Annotated in this window: 13 protein-coding genes; 11 read left to right on the forward strand and 2 right to left on the reverse strand. The window is 63.3% G+C overall.

Annotated elements, in window-relative coordinates; genetic code table 11:
* The first annotated feature begins 236 nt into the window (after positions 1 to 236).
* From rpoB to RFM98_RS23515, 3 genes are all read left to right on the forward strand, one after another.
* Positions 237 to 4,373, forward strand: a complete 4,137-nt coding sequence (gene rpoB, locus RFM98_RS23505) for a DNA-directed RNA polymerase subunit beta (protein ID WP_320311060.1) — start codon at positions 237 to 239, stop codon at positions 4,371 to 4,373.
* Positions 4,374 to 4,503: 130 nt separating this feature from the next.
* Complete coding sequence (gene rpoC, locus RFM98_RS23510; protein WP_320311061.1) at positions 4,504 to 8,700, forward strand: DNA-directed RNA polymerase subunit beta'; 4,197 nt, start codon at positions 4,504 to 4,506, stop codon at positions 8,698 to 8,700.
* A gap of 200 nt (positions 8,701 to 8,900) precedes the next feature.
* Positions 8,901 to 9,566 carry an O-methyltransferase gene (locus RFM98_RS23515; protein WP_320311062.1) on the forward strand — a complete coding sequence of 222 codons (666 nt, stop codon included), beginning with the start codon at positions 8,901 to 8,903 and terminating at the stop codon, positions 9,564 to 9,566.
* A gap of 33 nt (positions 9,567 to 9,599) precedes the next feature.
* Here the strand turns inward: RFM98_RS23515 and RFM98_RS23520 are convergent, their stop codons facing one another.
* Together RFM98_RS23520 and RFM98_RS23525 are read right to left on the reverse strand one after the other, a co-directional pair.
* A complete protein-coding gene (locus RFM98_RS23520; protein WP_320311063.1) occupies positions 9,600 to 10,529 on the reverse strand; it encodes a Gfo/Idh/MocA family protein in 930 nt (309 codons plus the stop codon).
* 84 nt (positions 10,530 to 10,613) lie between these two features.
* Positions 10,614 to 10,895: a transcriptional regulator gene (locus RFM98_RS23525; protein WP_095818142.1), complete on the reverse strand. Its 282-nt coding sequence runs from the start codon at positions 10,893 to 10,895 to the stop codon at positions 10,614 to 10,616.
* A 461-nt stretch (positions 10,896 to 11,356) separates the two neighbouring features.
* Here RFM98_RS23525 and rpsL point away from each other — a divergent pair, with 461 nt between their 5' ends.
* The 8 genes from rpsL to RFM98_RS23565 all read left to right on the forward strand — a co-directional run bounded on the left by rpsL (position 11,357) and on the right by RFM98_RS23565 (position 17,635).
* A complete protein-coding gene (gene rpsL / locus RFM98_RS23530) occupies positions 11,357 to 11,728 on the forward strand; it encodes a 30S ribosomal protein S12 (protein WP_006202128.1) in 372 nt (123 codons plus the stop codon).
* Between the two features lie 9 nt (positions 11,729 to 11,737).
* On the forward strand, positions 11,738 to 12,208 hold the full coding sequence (rpsG, locus tag RFM98_RS23535; protein ID WP_027170372.1) for a 30S ribosomal protein S7: 471 nt from the start codon (positions 11,738 to 11,740) through the stop codon (positions 12,206 to 12,208).
* Positions 12,209 to 12,237: 29 nt separating this feature from the next.
* Positions 12,238 to 14,328, forward strand: coding sequence for an elongation factor G (fusA, locus tag RFM98_RS23540; RefSeq protein WP_320311064.1), 2,091 nt, complete (start codon positions 12,238 to 12,240; stop codon positions 14,326 to 14,328).
* Between the two features lie 65 nt (positions 14,329 to 14,393).
* Positions 14,394 to 15,569 (forward strand): elongation factor Tu, encoded by a 1,176-nt coding sequence (gene tuf / locus RFM98_RS23545; protein ID WP_095765516.1) that lies wholly within the window; start codon positions 14,394 to 14,396, stop codon positions 15,567 to 15,569.
* 69 nt (positions 15,570 to 15,638) lie between these two features.
* A complete protein-coding gene (gene rpsJ / locus RFM98_RS23550) occupies positions 15,639 to 15,947 on the forward strand; it encodes a 30S ribosomal protein S10 (RefSeq protein WP_006205468.1) in 309 nt (102 codons plus the stop codon).
* 61 nt (positions 15,948 to 16,008) lie between these two features.
* Positions 16,009 to 16,725: a 50S ribosomal protein L3 gene (gene rplC, locus RFM98_RS23555; RefSeq protein ID WP_320311065.1), complete on the forward strand. Its 717-nt coding sequence runs from the start codon at positions 16,009 to 16,011 to the stop codon at positions 16,723 to 16,725.
* Entirely contained in the window at positions 16,725 to 17,345 is a 621-nt protein-coding gene (gene rplD, locus RFM98_RS23560) for a 50S ribosomal protein L4 (protein ID WP_320236537.1), read from the forward strand. Before rplC ends, rplD begins: the two co-directional genes overlap by 1 nt.
* Positions 17,342 to 17,635 (forward strand): 50S ribosomal protein L23, encoded by a 294-nt coding sequence (locus RFM98_RS23565; protein ID WP_040983033.1) that lies wholly within the window; start codon positions 17,342 to 17,344, stop codon positions 17,633 to 17,635. Before rplD ends, RFM98_RS23565 begins: the two co-directional genes overlap by 4 nt.
* Positions 17,636 to 17,643: the final 8 nt, after the last annotated feature.

Genomic DNA, 17,643 nt, shown 5'->3' on the forward strand with positions numbered 1-17,643 from the left:
CCGCCACTCCCTTGCCGTGCGGGGGAGAACGCGTAGCGCGAGAACAGACGAGAACCTCTTTCCTGAGGGCCGCGGACCGGCCCTCAGGAAACGGGTTTTCTCCCGTTTCAGCCGGCAGCCGCCACGCAATTGGCAAGGGCGGCCGGAGAACAGACAGAGAGCCGCCGCCCAGGTGGCTCGGCATGCAAGGCGAACCACGGCGAGGTTCGCCCCGAGTTCAGAGCTAAGGAGCGACGATGGCCCAGACCCAGACTTTCAATGGCCGCAGACGCGTACGCAAGTTCTTCGGAAAGATCCCGGAAGTTGCGGAGATGCCGAACCTCATCGAGGTTCAGAAGGCATCCTATGACCAGTTCCTGATGGTGGACGAGCCCAAGGGCGGCCGTCCGGACGAAGGACTGCAGGCTGTTTTCAAGTCGGTCTTCCCGATTTCCGACTTCTCCGCCTCCTCGATGCTGGAGTTCGTGAAGTATGAGTTCGAGGCACCGAAATTCGACGTTGACGAGTGCCGTCAGCGCGACCTGACCTATGCCGCGCCGCTCAAGGTGACGCTGCGCCTCATCGTGTTCGATATCGACGAGGATACCGGCGCGAAGTCGATCAAGGACATCAAGGAGCAGGACGTCTATATGGGCGACATGCCGCTCATGACGTCGAACGGCACCTTCATCGTCAACGGCACCGAGCGCGTCATCGTCTCCCAGATGCACCGTTCGCCGGGCGTCTTCTTCGACCATGACAAGGGCAAGTCGCACTCGTCGGGCAAGCTTCTGTTCGCCGCACGCGTCATCCCGTACCGCGGCTCGTGGCTCGACATCGAGTTCGATTCCAAGGACGTCGTGCACGCCCGCATCGACCGTCGCCGCAAGATTCCGGTGACGTCGCTGTTGATGGCGCTTGGCATGGACGGCGAAGAGATCCTGTCGACCTTCTACAACAAGATCACCTACAAGCGCGCCGGCGACCACTGGCGCATTCCGTTCAACGTCGAGCGCTTCCGCGGCCTCAAGGCAGTCGGCGACCTGGTTGACGCCGACACCGGCGAAATCGTCGTCGAGCAAGGCAAGAAGATCACCGCCCGCCAGGCCCGCCAGCTTGGCGAGAAGGGTCTCAAGGCCATCAAGGCGACCGACGAGGATCTGCTCGGCAACTACCTCGCCGAGGACATCGTCAACTACGCCACCGGCGAGATCTTCCTCGAGGCAGGCGACGAGATCGACGACAAGACGCTGAAGGTGCTGCTCGGCACCGGCGAGGACGAGATCCAGATTCTGGACATCGACCACGTCAATGTCGGCGCCTATATCCGCAACACGCTCAACGTCGACAAGAACGAGAGCCGCCAGGACGCGCTGTTCGACATCTACCGTGTCATGCGCCCGGGCGAGCCGCCGACGCTGGAAACCGCCGAAGCCATGTTCAACTCGCTGTTCTTCGACAGCGAGCGCTACGATCTGTCGGCCGTCGGCCGCGTCAAGATGAACATGCGCCTCGAGCTCAAGGCCGAGGACACGGTGCGCGTGCTGCGCAAGGAAGACATCCTGGCCGTGGTCAAGACGCTGGTCGAGCTGCGCGACGGCAAGGGCGAGATCGACGACATCGACAATCTCGGCAACCGCCGCGTGCGCTCGGTCGGCGAGCTCATGGAGAACCAGTACCGCGTCGGCCTGCTGCGCATGGAGCGCGCGATCAAGGAACGCATGTCCTCGATCGAGATCGACACGGTCATGCCGCAGGATCTGATCAACGCCAAGCCGGCGGCAGCCGCCGTGCGCGAGTTCTTCGGCTCCTCGCAGCTGTCGCAGTTCATGGATCAGACCAACCCGCTGTCGGAGATCACCCACAAGCGTCGCCTGTCGGCGCTTGGACCGGGCGGTCTGACCCGCGAGCGCGCCGGCTTCGAGGTGCGCGACGTGCACCCGACGCATTACGGCCGCATCTGCCCGATCGAGACGCCGGAAGGCCCGAATATCGGCCTGATCAACTCGCTCGCCACTTTCGCGCGCGTCAACAAGTACGGCTTCATCGAAAGCCCGTACCGCAAGATCGTGGGCGGCAAGCTGACCAACGAGGTCGTCTATTTGTCGGCGATGGAAGAAGCCAAGCACCACGTCGCGCAGGCCAACGCCGAGCTCGACAAGAATGGCGGCTTCGTCGATGAGTTCGTCATTTGCCGTAACGCCGGCGAAGTCATGATGGCGCCGCGTGAAAACGTCGACCTGATGGACGTGTCGCCGAAGCAGATGGTGTCTGTTGCGGCGGCGCTCATCCCGTTCCTCGAGAACGACGACGCCAACCGCGCGCTGATGGGCTCGAACATGCAGCGTCAGGCCGTGCCGCTGGTGCGCGCCGAGGCGCCGTTCGTCGGCACCGGCATGGAGCCGGTCGTCGCCCGTGACTCGGGCGCGGCCATCGGCGCTCGCCGTGGCGGCGTGGTCGATCAGGTGGACGCCACCCGTATCGTCATCCGCGCCACGGAAGATCTCGATCCCGGCAAGTCCGGCGTCGATATCTACCGGCTGATGAAGTTCCAGCGTTCGAACCAGAACACCTGCATCAACCAGCGTCCGCTGGTGCGCATGGGCGACCGCGTCAACAAGGGCGACATCATTGCCGACGGTCCGTCGACCGAGCTCGGCGATCTGGCGCTCGGCCGCAACGTGCTCGTCGCGTTCATGCCGTGGAACGGCTACAACTACGAGGACTCGATCCTGCTCTCCGAGCGCATCGTGGCCGACGACGTCTTCACCTCGATCCACATCGAGGAGTTCGAGGTCATGGCGCGCGACACCAAGCTCGGGCCGGAGGAAATCACGCGCGACATTCCGAACGTTTCGGAAGAGGCGCTGAAGAACCTCGACGAAGCCGGCATCGTCTATATCGGTGCCGAAGTGCAGCCGGGCGACATCCTGGTCGGCAAGATCACGCCGAAGGGCGAAAGCCCGATGACGCCGGAGGAAAAGCTTCTGCGCGCCATCTTCGGCGAGAAGGCCTCGGATGTCCGCGACACCTCCATGCGCATGCCTCCGGGCACCTTCGGCACGGTCGTCGAAGTGCGCGTCTTCAACCGCCACGGCGTGGAGAAGGACGAGCGCGCCATGGCGATCGAGCGCGAGGAGATCGAGCGTCTGGCCAAGGACCGCGACGACGAACAGGCGATCCTCGACCGCAACGTCTATGCGCGTCTTTCCGACACGTTGGTCGGCAAGGAGGCGATTGCCGGCCCGAAGGGCTTCAAGAAGGGCTCGAAGCTGTCGAAGGACACGCTCGACGAGTATCCGCGTTCGCAGTGGTGGCAGTTCGCCGTGGAGAACGAAAAGCTCCAGGGGGAGCTCGAGGCCCTGCGCGGCCAGTATGACGAGTCCAAGAAGGCGCTCGAGCAGCGCTTCATGGACAAGGTCGAGAAGGTGCAGCGCGGCGACGAAATGCCTCCGGGCGTCATGAAGATGGTCAAGGTCTTCGTGGCGGTGAAGCGCAAGATGCAGCCGGGCGACAAGATGGCCGGCCGTCACGGCAACAAGGGTGTCGTGTCGCGCATCGTTCCGGTCGAGGACATGCCTTTCCTCGAGGACGGCACGCATGCCGATATCGTGCTCAACCCGCTGGGTGTGCCGAGCCGCATGAATGTCGGCCAGATCCTGGAAACGCATCTGGGCTGGGCTTGCGCCGGCATGGGCAGGAAGATCGGCGAGCTGATCGACGCGTATAAGGCGGGCGGCGACATCAAGCCGCTGCGCAAGACGCTCGAAAGCTTCATGCCGGCCAATGACCGTAACGAGCCGGTGCGCAGCTACGACGACGAGAGCATCGTTCGCCTGAGCGAACAGATGCGCCGCGGCGTCTCGATTGCGACCCCGGTGTTCGACGGCGCCCATGAAGCCGACATCAACACCATGCTGGAGCAGGCTGGCCTGCACACCAGCGGTCAGTCGCAGCTTTATGACGGCCGCACCGGAGAGCCGTTCGATCGCAAGGTGACGATGGGCTATATCTATATGCTCAAGCTGCATCACCTGGTGGACGACAAGATCCACGCGCGTTCGATCGGTCCGTACTCGCTCGTTACCCAGCAGCCGCTGGGCGGCAAGGCGCAGTTCGGCGGCCAGCGCTTCGGCGAAATGGAGGTCTGGGCGCTCGAAGCCTATGGCGCCGCCTACACGCTGCAGGAAATGCTGACGGTGAAGTCGGACGACGTCGCCGGCCGCACCAAGGTCTACGAGGCGATCGTGCGCGGCGACGACACGTTCGAGGCGGGCATCCCGGAGAGCTTCAACGTTCTCGTCAAGGAGATGCGCTCGCTGGGTCTCAATGTGGAGCTGGAGAATACCCAGGTCGAAGAGAACCAGACGCGCCTGCCCGACGCCGCCGAATAAGGCAATGGCGCGTCGCTCCAAGACGCGGCGCGCCCTTCAAACTTTTCGGCCGGTTTGACCGGCCAGTCTGCGGACATTTCGTCCGCGATCGATGCAAGGGGTTATCGAGGACCCCGAAAAGGAGAACGGCATGAACCAAGAGGTCATGAATCTCTTCAACCCGCAGGCGCCTGCGCAGGTGTTCGATTCCATCCGGATCTCGCTTGCCAGCCCAGAGAAGATTCTGTCCTGGTCGTTCGGCGAGATCAAGAAGCCGGAGACCATCAACTACCGCACCTTCAAGCCGGAGCGTGACGGCCTGTTCTGCGCACGCATTTTTGGCCCGATCAAGGACTATGAGTGCCTGTGCGGCAAGTACAAGCGCATGAAGTACAAGGGCGTCATCTGCGAAAAGTGCGGCGTCGAAGTCACGCTGTCGCGCGTTCGCCGCGAGCGCATGGGCCATATCGAGCTCGCCGCGCCCGTCGCCCATATCTGGTTCCTGAAGTCGCTGCCCTCGCGCATCGGCACGCTGCTCGACATGACGCTCAAGGACATCGAGCGCGTGCTCTACTTCGAGAACTACATCGTCACCGAGCCCGGCCTCACCGCGCTGAAGGAGAACCAGCTCCTCAGCGAGGAAGAGTACATGCTTGCCGTCGACGAGTATGGCGAGGATAGCTTCACCGCCATGATCGGCGCCGAGGCCATCCATGACCTGCTTGCAGGCATGGATCTGGAGAAGATCGCCGGCGACCTGCGTTCGGAGCTGGCTTCGACCACGTCCGAGCTCAAGCAGAAGAAGTACCTGAAGCGGCTCAAGGTCGTGGAAAACTTCATGGAATCCGGCAACCGCCCGGAATGGATGATCATGAAGGTGGTTCCGGTGATCCCGCCGGACCTGCGCCCGCTTGTCCCGCTGGACGGCGGCCGTTTCGCCACGTCCGATCTCAACGACCTCTACCGCCGCGTCATCAACCGCAACAACCGCCTGAAGCGGCTGATCGAGCTGCGCGCACCCGGCATCATCGTGCGCAACGAAAAGCGCATGCTGCAGGAAGCCGTCGATGCGCTGTTCGACAACGGCCGTCGCGGCCGCGTCATCACCGGCGCCAACAAGCGTCCGCTGAAGTCGCTGTCCGATATGCTCAAGGGCAAGCAGGGCCGGTTCCGCCAGAACCTGCTCGGCAAGCGCGTCGACTATTCCGGCCGCTCGGTCATCGTGACCGGTCCGGAGCTCAAGCTGCATCAGTGCGGCCTGCCTAAGAAGATGGCGCTCGAGCTCTTCAAGCCCTTCATCTATGCCCGCCTCGACGCCAAGGGTTTCTCCTCGACCGTCAAGCAGGCCAAGAAGCTGGTCGAGAAGGAGCGTCCGGAAGTCTGGGATATCCTCGACGAGGTCATCCGCGAGCATCCGGTGCTCTTGAACCGCGCGCCGACGCTGCACCGCCTCGGCATCCAGGCGTTCGAGCCGATCCTGATCGAAGGCAAGGCGATCCAGCTGCATCCGCTGGTCTGCACCGCCTTCAACGCCGACTTCGACGGCGACCAGATGGCGGTCCACGTGCCGCTGTCGCTGGAAGCGCAGCTTGAAGCCCGCGTGCTGATGATGTCGACCAACAACATCCTGCACCCGGCCTCCGGCGCGCCGATCATCGTGCCGTCGCAGGACATGGTTCTCGGTCTCTACTACCTCTCGATCGTCAACCAGAACGAGCCGGGCGAAGGCATGGTGTTTGCCGACATGGGCGAGCTCCAGCATGCGCTGGAGACCAAGGCCGTGACGCTGCATGCCAAGATCAAGGGCCGCTTCCGCACCGTCGACGCCGAAGGCAACGTCGTGTCGAAGATCTACGACACCACGCCTGGCCGCATGATCATCGGCGAACTTCTGCCGAAGAACGTCAACGTGCCGTATGAGACCGCCAACCAGGAGATGACCAAGAAGAACATCTCCAAGATGATCGACACCGTCTACCGCCACTGCGGTCAGAAAGAGACGGTCATCTTCTGCGACCGCATCATGGCGCTCGGCTTCGCCCATGCCTGCCGTGCCGGCATTTCGTTCGGCAAGGACGACATGCTGATCCCGGATACCAAGCTGAAGCTGGTGTCAGACACCGAGGCTTTGGCCAAGGAATACGAGCAGCAGTACAATGACGGCCTGATCACGCAGGGCGAGAAGTACAACAAGGTCGTCGACGCCTGGGCCAAGTGCTCGGAAAAGGTCGCCGACGAGATGATGGCGCGCATCAAGGCGGTGGAGTTCGAGGACAACGGCCGTCAGAAGCCGATGAACTCGATCTACATGATGTCGCATTCGGGTGCGCGCGGTTCGCCCACCCAGATGCGTCAGCTCGCCGGCATGCGCGGCCTGATGGCCAAGCCCTCGGGTGAAATCATCGAGACGCCGATCATCTCGAACTTCAAGGAAGGCCTCACCGTGCTCGAGTACTTCAACTCGACCCACGGCGCCCGCAAGGGTCTGGCCGACACCGCCTTGAAGACGGCGAACTCGGGTTACCTCACCCGCCGTCTCGTCGACGTCGCGCAGGACTGCATCGTCAACTCCGTGGATTGCGGCACCGACAAGGGCCTCACCATGCAGCCGATCGTCGATGCCGGTCAGGTCGTTGCCTCGGTCGGCCAGCGCGTGCTGGGCCGCACCGCGCTCGACGATATCAACCATCCGGTCAGCGGCGACCTGCTGGTCAAGGCCGGCAAGCTGATGGACGAGCGCGACGTGGAGCAGATCGAAAAGGCCGGCGTGCAGTCGGTCCGCATCCGTTCGGCGCTGACCTGCGAGGTCAGGACCGGCGTGTGCGCCGTCTGCTACGGACGCGATCTGGCTCGCGGTACCCCCGTGAACCAGGGCGAGGCCGTCGGCGTCATCGCGGCGCAGTCGATCGGCGAGCCGGGCACCCAGCTCACCATGCGTACCTTCCACATGGGCGGTACGGCGCAGGTGGTGGATTCTTCGTTCCTTGAAGCCTCCTATGAGGGCAAGGTACAGATCCGCAACCGCAACGTGGTGCGCAACTCGGAAGGCCAGCAGATGGTCATGGGCCGCAACATGGCGGTGCTCATCCTCGATGAGACCGGCAAGGAGCGCGCCACGCACCGCGTCGCCTATGGTTCGCGTATCTTCGTGGACGATGGCGACAAGGTGAAGCGCGGCCAGCGTATCGCCGAGTGGGATCCCTATACCCGCCCGATCCTCACCGAAATCGAGGGCAGGGTGGCGTTCGAGGATCTCGTCGACGGCATCTCCGTTCAGGAGACGGCCGACGAGTCGACCGGCATCACCAAGCGTGAGGTCATCGACTGGCGTTCGACGCCGCGCGGCAGCGACCTGAAGCCCGCGATCGTCATCCAGGACGCCAAGGGCAAGGTCGGCAAGCTGTCGAAGGGCGGCGATGCACGCTTCCTGCTCTCGGTCGAGGCCATCCTCTCGGTCGAGCCGGGCGCGCATGTCCGTCCGGGCGACGTGCTTGCGCGTATCCCGATGGAAAGCGCCAAGACCAAGGACATTACCGGTGGTCTGCCGCGTGTTGCGGAACTGTTCGAGGCTCGCCGTCCGAAGGATCACGCCATCATCGCCGAGATCGATGGCACGATCCGCTTCGGCCGCGACTACAAGAACAAGCGCCGCATCATCATCGAGCCGCATGACTCGACGCTCGAGCCGGTCGAGTACCTGATCCCGAAGGGCAAGCCGTTCCATCTCCAGGACGGCGACGTCATCGAGAAGGGCGACTACATCCTCGACGGCAACCCGGCGCCGCACGACATCCTGGCGATCAAGGGCGTGGAGGCGCTTGCCTCCTACCTCGTCAACGAAATCCAGGAGGTCTACCGTCTGCAGGGCGTGTCGATCAACGACAAGCACATCGAGGTGATCGTTCGCCAGATGCTGCAGAAGGTTGAGATCACCGTGCAGGGCGACTCGACCTACATTCCGGGCGACCATGTCGACGTGATCGAACTGGAGGAGGTCAACGATCGCCTGGTCGAGGACGGCAAGAAGCCGGCCGAAGGCCAGCCGGTGCTCTTGGGCATCACCAAGGCCTCGCTGCAGACGCCGTCCTTCATCTCGGCCGCCTCCTTCCAGGAGACGACCAGGGTGCTTACCGAGGCGGCGGTCGCCGGCAAGACCGACATGCTGCAGGGCCTGAAGGAAAACGTCATCGTCGGCCGTCTGATCCCGGCCGGTACCGGCGGCACGATGAGCCAGATCCGGCGCATCGCCACCTCGCGCGACGAACTCATCATCGACGAGCGCCGCAAGGCCTCCGGTGTCGAGGTCGCCGAGCCGATGCTGACCGACATGGTCAACGCCGCGCAGTAAGCGGCATGGCATGAGAAACAAGGAAAAGGGGCCCGCGCGGCCCCTTTTTGCATTTCGGAGCATGATCCCGAAGCGAAGGTCAGCGCAGCAAAAGTGGGCACCGGTTTTCGGAGAAGATCATGCCCCAACAAGGAAACTGGATCAGGATGATGGCTCCACTAGCCATCATCCCGATCTAACTTCACGAACGAGGAAGAGCTATGAGCAGCAAGACCTGGACGGCTGTCGACGAGTACATCGTTTCCTCGCTTTTCGAAGCGGACCCCGTGCTGGACGCCACGCTGGCGGCCAACCGCGACCAAGGCCTGCCGGCGATCGATGTCTCGGCCGCGCAGGGCAAGCTGTTGTCACTGCTGGTGCGTATCCGGGGCGCGAAGAAGGTGCTGGAGGTCGGCACGCTTGGCGGCTACTCGACCATCTGGATGGCGAGGGGATTGCCGGCCGACGGCAAGGTCGTGACGCTGGAACTCGATCCGCACCACGCCGAGGTGGCGCGCTCGAATTTCGAGCGGGCAGGGGTTTCCGAGAAAATCGACCTGCGGGTCGGTCCCGCGCTTCAGTCGCTTGCCGCGCTGGGAAACGAAAATGCCGGTCCGTTCGACCTGATCTTCATCGACGCCGACAAGCCCAACAACCCTAACTATCTCGCCTGGGCGATGAAGCTGTCGCGCTCAGGCACGGTCATCGTCTGTGATAACGTCATCCGCGACGGCGCGGTCCTCAAGGAAGATGGGCGTGACGCCTTTGTCGAAGGCGCGCGCGCCGCGTTTTCCTTCATTGGCAGCGACAAGCGACTGGACGGCACCGCCATCCAGACCGTTGGAGCCAAGGGCTATGACGGGTTTGCGATTGCGCTCGTCGAATGAGGCGACGACCGTCGCCGCTCGCCGCTCCACAGCCTAATCGAAGAACGCCTCGACCACGTTGCGCTTGCCCAGCATGAATGCATCGGCGACGTGCTGCAGCGGGGCGAGATCGACATCGGAAACGCCTGCGCGAACGATCTCCGCGAAGCGCTTGTAAAGCATCGGATATTCGGCTTCCGGCTCGTCGTGGACGATCTTGCCGTCGATGGCGAGCTTCGCGCCGCCGCCCGACAGCACCATCTTGCCCTTGTCGGTGTCTGCGACAATGTCCCAACTCTGCGGGCCGGTCTGCAGCCAGTCGAGTTCCATCGTCACCGGCAAGCCGGTCGAGGTGCGGAAGGCGACATGCGCCGCGACGGGCGCGGCGCGGTTCTCGGGAAAATCAAGCACGGCCGAGGTGATGAACATCGGCGGCAGGATGTGGGTGGCGATCGACAGCGCGTTGATGCCGGGATCGAACACGCCGAAGCCGCCCGGCTCCCAGATCCATTCCTGGTTCGGATGCCAGCGGCGCACGTCTTCCTTCCAGTTGATGGCGGCCGAACTCAGCTTGGCCGAGGCGAGGAAAGCGCGCGCGGCCTCCACCGCTGGCGCATAGCGCGAATGCCAGCTGGCAAAGAGCGAGACGCCGTTCTTTTCGGCAAGCGCCTTGAGGTGCTCGACCTCGCTGACCGTGGCGCCCGGCGGCTTTTCGAGGAACACGTGCTTCTTCGCTTCCAGCGCGGTGCGCGCGGCGTCGTAGCGGAACTGCGGCGGCATGCAGAGCGACACCGCCTCTAGCCCGGGTTCGGCCGCAAGCATCGCTTCTATGCTGGGATAGTTCGCTATGCCGTCGACCTTGCCGTGGCGGCTGGCAGCGGCGACAAGCTGATAACTGCCATCCTTGGCGACCGCCGGCAGGTGCTGGTCGCGGACGATCTTTCCCACGCCGACGATGCCGAGCTTGATGGGACTGCTGGTCATGAGAACTCCGGAAAAGGAAGAGTGACTGTTCTAGGTGGGAGCGTTTGCGGTTGAACCCGGGAAGGGCTATCGCGCCGCGCGGTATCAGAGCGGCTCGTCGAAGGTGACGATCGAGACCTCGCCCTCGAGCGCGCCCTGATAGGCCGACAGATGCGGCTCCTCATCGGGCTCGCCCTCCATGTCGCCGATCTGGTCGAGCTCGGCCTCCGCGAATCCTTCCGCGGCGAGCGATTCGAGCGCGCGCCGCACGGCAGAATCATCGTCGGGCGCTACCAGCATCACATGCACGCCCTCCGGCTTGCCGCCTTTCTTGCGCCAGACCCGTCCGGTGATGATGGTGACCGGCCTTTCTTCATTGTCGTTCACGGGCTGATTCCTCGTTTGCCGGGAGATTGTCCGGCCTAAGCCGCCTTTTGGCACGAAGCCTGCGTCGAAGACAGCCGCAAGCCGGTCACTTTCTTCCTCGCTCTCGAAAAAAGACGCAAGAAAATTACATGCGTTTTGCGCATGGCTGCCCAACCCCGAATTGACCGCAATATTTGCCGTTCCGGGGTTGACGGGCAATGGCCTTCCGAGTAGAAGCCGCGACGTCAGAACCGATGTGAGACCAGCCTTTCCGAAGCGACGCGCTTTGGAGTTTGTCTCAAACAGGGTTCGTTTTACGAGCGAAAAGACATTTCCGGCGCGCATGAAGCGGCTTCCGCTTCCTCTGCAATTTGTTCGGGCAGGACCGCGAGACGCGGTGTTTTGCCCGAATTCGCGTATGGAAATGACGCTTTGAGCGGCCCTGACAGGGCAGACACGGAATTGAGAGACAAGAGGGTTTAATGCCTACCGTCAACCAGCTGATCCGCAAGCCGCGCCTGGCGCCGGTGAAGCGCAACAAGGTCCCGGCCATGCAGCAGAACCCGCAGAAGCGGGGCGTCTGCACGCGCGTCTACACCACGACGCCGAAGAAGCCGAACTCGGCGCTGCGCAAGGTCGCCAAGATTCGCCTGACCAACGGTTTCGAGGTGATCGGCTACATCCCCGGCGAAGGCCACAACCTTCAGGAACACTCGGTGGTCATGATCCGCGGCGGCCGCGTCAAGGATCTGCCGGGCGTCCGCTACCACATCATCCGCGGCGTGCTCGACACGCAGGGTGTGAAGAACCGCAAGCAGCGTCGTTCGAAGTACGGCGCCAAGCGTCCGAAGTAAGGGTTTCCCATGTCCCGTCGTCACAGTGCAGAAAAGCGTGAGATCAATCCGGACCCCAAGTTCGGCGATCTGATCGTCACCAAGTTCATGAACGCCGTCATGTATGACGGCAAGAAGTCGGTTGCCGAGACCATCGTCTACGGCGCGCTGGACCAGGTCCAGGCCAAGACCAAGCAGGAGCCGGTCACCGTCTTCCATCAGGCGCTCGACAATGTCGCGCCGCATGTGGAAGTGCGCTCGCGTCGTGTCGGCGGCGCTACCTACCAGGTTCCGGTCGATGTGCGCCCCGAGCGCCGTCAGGCGCTGGCCATCCGCTGGCTGATCGCCGCCGCGCGCAACCGCAACGAGACCACCATGGTCGACCGCCTTTCGGGCGAGCTGATGGACGCGGCCAACAACCGCGGCACGGCCGTCAAGAAGCGTGAAGACACCCACAAGATGGCAGAAGCCAACCGCGCCTTCGCGCACTACCGCTGGTAAAGCGCGAACGAGACTGAGAGGCACCTCCCATGGCCCGCGAATACAAGATCGAAGACTACCGCAATTTCGGTATCATGGCGCATATCGACGCCGGCAAGACGACGACGACCGAGCGCGTCCTGTATTACACGGGCAAGTCGCACAAGATCGGCGAAGTCCATGACGGCGCTGCCACCATGGACTGGATGGAGCAGGAGCAGGAACGCGGCATCACCATCACCTCGGCTGCGACCACGACCTTCTGGAAGGGTCGCGACGGCAAGATGCGCCGCTTCAATATCATCGACACTCCCGGACACGTCGACTTCACCATCGAAGTCGAGCGTTCGCTGCGCGTGCTCGACGGCGCCATTGCGCTGCTCGACGCCAATGCCGGCGTGGAGCCGCAGACCGAGACCGTGTGGCGCCAGGCCGACAAGTACCACGTGCCGCGCATGATCTTCTGCAACAAGATGGACAAGATCGGCGCCGACTTCTACCGCTCCGAGGAAATGATCGGTTCGCGCCTCGGTGCGCAGGCCGTCGTCATGCAGCTGCCGATCGGCGCCGAGACCGAGTTCAAGGGCGTTGTCGACCTCGTCGAGATGAACGCGCTCGTCTGGCGCGATGAAACCCTTGGCGCGGCCTGGGATGTCGTCGAGATCCCGGCCGACCTCAAGGACAAGGCCGAGCAGTACCGCGAGAAGATGATCGAAGCCGCCGTCGAGATGGACGAGACCGCGCTCGAGAACTACCTCGAAGGCAAGATGCCGTCGAATGACGAGATCCGCGCGCTGATCCGCAAGGGCACCATCGCGGTTAAGTTCTTCCCAATGTTCTGCGGCTCGGCTTTCAAGAACAAGGGCGTGCAGCCGCTGCTTGATGCGGTGGTCGACTACCTGCCGTCGCCGGCCGAAGTTCCGGCCATCAAGGGCGTCGACGCCAAGACCGACGCCGAGATCGAGCGTCATGCCGATGACAACGAGCCACTGTCGATGCTGGCGTTCAAGATCATGAACGACCCGTTCGTCGGCTCGCTGACCTTTGCCCGCATCTATTCGGGCAAGCTCGCCAAGGGCATCTCGGTCGACAACACCGTGAAGGGCAAGAAGGAGCGCATTGGCCGCATGCTGCAGATGCATGCGAATTCGCGCGCCGACGTCGAAGAAGCTTACGCCGGCGACATCGTTGCCTTGGCGGGCCTCAAGGACACGACCACTGGCGATACGCTCTGCGATCCGCTGCATCCGGTCATCCTCGAGCGCATGGAATTCCCCGATCCGGTCATCCAGATCGCCATCGAGCCGAAGACCAAGAACGACCAGGAAAAGATGGGCCTCGCGCTGCATCGCCTGGCGGCCGAGGATCCGTCCTTCCGCGTCAAGACCGACGAGGAAAGCGGCCAGACCATCATCGCCGGCATGGGCGAGCTGCATCTCGACATCATCGTCGACCGCATGCGCCGTGAGTTCAAGGTGGAAGCCAATGTCGGCGCGCCGCAGGTGGCTTATCGCGAGACGATCACCCGCACGCACGAGCAGGATTACACGCACAAGAAGCAGACCGGCGGTACCGGCCAGTTCGCTCGCGTCAAGATCGTCTTCGAGCCGAACACCGAGAGCGAAGAGTTCGTGTTCGAATCCAAGATCGTCGGCGGTGCGGTTCCGAAGGAATACATCCCGGGCGTCGAGAAGGGCATCAACAGCGTCATGGGTTCCGGCCCGTTCGCCGGCTTCCCGATGATCGGCGTCAAGGCGACGCTGATCGACGGCGCCTTCCACGATGTCGACTCCTCGGTGCTGGCGTTCGAAATCGCCTCCCGTGCCTGCTTCAAGGAAGCCGCTCCGCGCCTCGGCGTGCAGCTCCTGGAGCCGATCATGAAGGTCGAGGTCGTGACGCCGGAAGACTATGTCGGCGGCGTCATCGGCGACCTCAACGGCCGTCGCGGTCAGATCCAGGGTCAGGAAGCGCGCGGCGTTGCCGTCGTCATCAACGCGATGGTGCCTTTGGCCAACATGTTCAAGTACGTCGACAATCTGCGTTCGATGTCGCAGGGCCGCGCCCAGTACACGATGCAGTTCGACCACTACGAGCCGGTTCCGACCGCGGTCGCCCAGGAAGTTCAGAAGAAATACGCGTAACTCGAGCGGGTTGCACGAGACCTTAATTCAAGGCCCGCACGGGCAAGCAGGAATGGAGAGATCACATGGCAAAAGGTAAATTCGAGCGCACCAAGCCGCATGTGAACATTGGCACGATCGGCCACGTCGATCATGGCAAGACGTCGCTGACGGCGGCGATCACGAAGTATTTTGGCGAATACAAGCGCTATGACCAGATCGACGCGGCACCCGAAGAGAAGGCGCGCGGCATCACCATTTCGACGGCGCATGTCGAGTATGAGACGGCCAACCGTCACTATGCCCACGTCGACTGCCCCGGCCACGCCGACTATGTGAAGAACATGATCACCGGTGCCGCGCAGATGGACGGCGCGATCCTGGTTGTGTCGGCCGCCGACGGCCCGATGCCGCAGACCCGCGAGCACATCCTGCTTGCCCGCCAGGTCGGCGTTCCGTCGATCGTTGTGTTCCTGAACAAGGTCGACCAGGTCGACGACGCCGAGCTGCTTGAGCTGGTCGAGCTCGAGGTTCGCGAGCTTCTGTCGAAGAACGAGTTCCCCGGCGACGACATTCCGATCGTCAAGGGTTCGGCGCTGGCTGCGTTGGAAGATTCCAACAAGACCATCGGCGAGGACGCCATCCGCGAGCTGATGGCTCAGGTCGACGCCTACATCCCGACGCCTGTGCGTCCGCTGGACAAGCCGTTCCTGATGCCGATCGAGGACGTGTTCTCGATCTCGGGCCGCGGCACGGTGGTGACCGGCCGCGTCGAGCGCGGCGTGGTCAAGGTCGGCGAGGAACTGGAAATCGTCGGCATCCGTCCGACCACCAAGACGACCTGCACGGGCGTCGAGATGTTCCGCAAGCTGCTCGACCAGGGCCAGGCCGGCGACAACATCGGCGCGCTGCTGCGCGGCGTCGACCGTGAAGGCGTCGAGCGCGGCCAGGTTCTGGCGAAGCCCGGCACGGTGAAGCCGCACAAGAAGTTCGTGGCCGAGGCCTACATCCTGACCAAGGACGAGGGCGGCCGTCATACGCCGTTCTTCACCAACTACCGTCCGCAGTTCTACTTCCGCACGACGGACGTGACGGGCATCGTGACGCTGCCGGCCGGCACCGAAATGGTCATGCCTGGCGACAACATCACCGTCGACGTCGAGCTGATCGTGCCGATCGCGATGGAAGAGAAGCTGCGCTTCGCCATCCGTGAAGGCGGCCGCACCGTCGGTGCCGGCATCGTCGTCACCATCAAAGAGTAATTTGGACTGAAACCGATCTGTCGCGGGCGCGGGAGCTGCCCGCGCCGCGCCAGAACAAGGAATTGACGCATGAACGGACAGAATATCCGCATCCGCCTTAAGGCGTTTGACCACCGGGTGCTCGACGCCTCGACGCGCGAAATCGTGTCGACCGCCAAGCGCACCGGCGCCAACGTCCGCGGCCCCATTCCGCTGCCGACGCGGATCGAAAAATTCACGGTCAACCGGTCGCCCCACGTCGACAAGAAGAGCCGCGAGCAGTTCGAGATGCGCACGCACAAGCGGCTGCTCGACATCGTCGATCCGACCCCGCAGACGGTCGATGCTTTGATGAAGCTCGATCTGGCCGCCGGCGTCGACGTCGAGATCAAGCTCTAAGGGAATGAGAGCGCGGTAAGGGGCGGTGCCCCTGGCCCGGAACTCTAAAGGAATTGAACCGATGCGTTCAGGTGTGATTGCAAAGAAGGTGGGAATGACCCGCATCTACAACGATGCCGGGGAACACGTTCCTGTCACCGTTCTCCAGATGGAGAACTGCCAGGTCGTGGCCCAGCGCACGCAGGAGAAGAACGGCTACACCGCCGTCCAGCTCGGCGTCGGCCTTGCCAAGGTTAAGAACACGTCGAAGGCGATGCGCGGCCATTTCGCCGCCGCTTCCGTCGAGCCCAAGGCCAAGGTCGCCGAGTTCCGCGTCTCCGCCGACAACATGATCGACGTCGGCGCCGAACTGACCGTCGAGCACTTTGTCGCCGGCCAGAAGGTCGACGTCACCGGCACCTCGACCGGTAAGGGTTTCCAGGGCGTGATCAAGCGGCACCACATGGGTGGCGGCCGCGCCACGCACGGTAACTCGGTCTCGCACCGCACGCACGGCTCGACCGGTCAGCGCCAGGACCCCGGCAAGGTGTTCAAGGGCAAGAAGATGGCCGGCCACATGGGCGACACCCGCGTGACCACGCAGAATGTCGAGGTCGTCTCGACCGACGCCGGTCGCGGCCTGATCCTGATCCGCGGCGCGGTTCCCGGTGTCAAGGGCGCCTGGATCCTGGTTCGCGACGCTGCCAAGGTTGCGCTGCCGGCCAACGCGCCGAAGCCTGCCGCGATCCGCGCCGCTGCCGCCAAGAATGAAGCCCCGGCCACTGAGGGAGCCGAATAATGGATCTCAAGATCACAACGCTGGGCGGCAAGGACGCCGGCAAGGTGAAACTCTCCGAGGAGATTTTCGGCCTTGACCCGCGCGAGGACATCCTGCAGCGCGTCGTGCGCTGGCAGCTCGCCAAGAAGCAGCAGGGCACGCACAAGGCCAAGGGCCGCGCCGAGATCGCGCGCACCGGCGCCAAGATGTACAAGCAGAAGGGTACCGGCCGCGCCCGTCACCATTCGGCTCGCGCTCCGCAGTTCCGCGGCGGCGGCAAGGCGCACGGCCCGGTCGTTCGCAGCCACGAGCACGAACTGCCGAAGAAGGTGCGCGCCCTGGGCCTGAAGCATGCTCTGTCGGCCAAGGCCAAGAGCGCTTCGATCATCGTCATCGACGAGCTGAAGCTCGCCGAGGCCAAGACCAAGACGCTGGTGGCGAACCTCGAGACGCTGGGGCTGACCAACGCCCTGGTGATCGGCGGCGCCGAGCTCGACCAGAACTTCAAGCTGGCCGCGACCAACATTCCGAACATCGACGTGCTGCCCATCCAGGGCATCAACGTCTACGACATTCTGCGCCGCGGCACGCTGGTCCTTTCGAAGGCCGCCGTCGAGGCTCTCGAGGAGCGCTTCAAATGACCGACCTTCGTCATTACGACGTGATCGTCTCGCCGGCGATCACCGAAAAGTCGACCATGGCTTCCGAGCAGAACCAGGTCGTCTTCAACGTCGCCAAGAAGGCGTCGAAGCCGGAAATCAAGGCTGCCGTGGAAGCTCTCTTCGGCGTCAAGGTGACGGCTGTGAACACGCTCGTCCGCAAGGGCAAGATCAAGCGCTTCCGCGGCACGGTTGGCCGCCAGGGCGACGTCAAGAAGGCGGTTGTGACGCTGGCCGACGGCCAGTCGATCGACGTCGCGACGGGTCTCTGAGCAAGGCC

Source organism: Mesorhizobium australafricanum (assembly GCF_033977265.1).
Lineage (GTDB): Bacteria > Pseudomonadota > Alphaproteobacteria > Rhizobiales > Rhizobiaceae > Mesorhizobium > Mesorhizobium australafricanum.

Excerpts from the sequence above, each read along its gene's own strand:
- rpoB (WP_320311060.1), top strand. The coding sequence starts at position 237 with ATGGCCCAGACCCAGACTTTCAATGGCCGCAGACGCGTACGCAAGTTC.
- rpoC (WP_320311061.1), top strand. The coding sequence starts at position 4,504 with ATGAACCAAGAGGTCATGAATCTCTTCAACCCGCAGGCGCCTGCGCAG.
- RFM98_RS23515 (WP_320311062.1), top strand. The coding sequence starts at position 8,901 with ATGAGCAGCAAGACCTGGACGGCTGTCGACGAGTACATCGTTTCCTCG.
- RFM98_RS23520 (WP_320311063.1), bottom strand. The coding sequence starts at position 10,529 with ATGACCAGCAGTCCCATCAAGCTCGGCATCGTCGGCGTGGGAAAGATC.
- rpsL (WP_006202128.1), top strand. The coding sequence starts at position 11,357 with ATGCCTACCGTCAACCAGCTGATCCGCAAGCCGCGCCTGGCGCCGGTG.
- rpsG (WP_027170372.1), top strand. The coding sequence starts at position 11,738 with ATGTCCCGTCGTCACAGTGCAGAAAAGCGTGAGATCAATCCGGACCCC.
- fusA (WP_320311064.1), top strand. The coding sequence starts at position 12,238 with ATGGCCCGCGAATACAAGATCGAAGACTACCGCAATTTCGGTATCATG.
- tuf (WP_095765516.1), top strand. The coding sequence starts at position 14,394 with ATGGCAAAAGGTAAATTCGAGCGCACCAAGCCGCATGTGAACATTGGC.
- rpsJ (WP_006205468.1), top strand. The coding sequence starts at position 15,639 with ATGAACGGACAGAATATCCGCATCCGCCTTAAGGCGTTTGACCACCGG.
- rplC (WP_320311065.1), top strand. The coding sequence starts at position 16,009 with ATGCGTTCAGGTGTGATTGCAAAGAAGGTGGGAATGACCCGCATCTAC.
- rplD (WP_320236537.1), top strand. The coding sequence starts at position 16,725 with ATGGATCTCAAGATCACAACGCTGGGCGGCAAGGACGCCGGCAAGGTG.
- RFM98_RS23565 (WP_040983033.1), top strand. The coding sequence starts at position 17,342 with ATGACCGACCTTCGTCATTACGACGTGATCGTCTCGCCGGCGATCACC.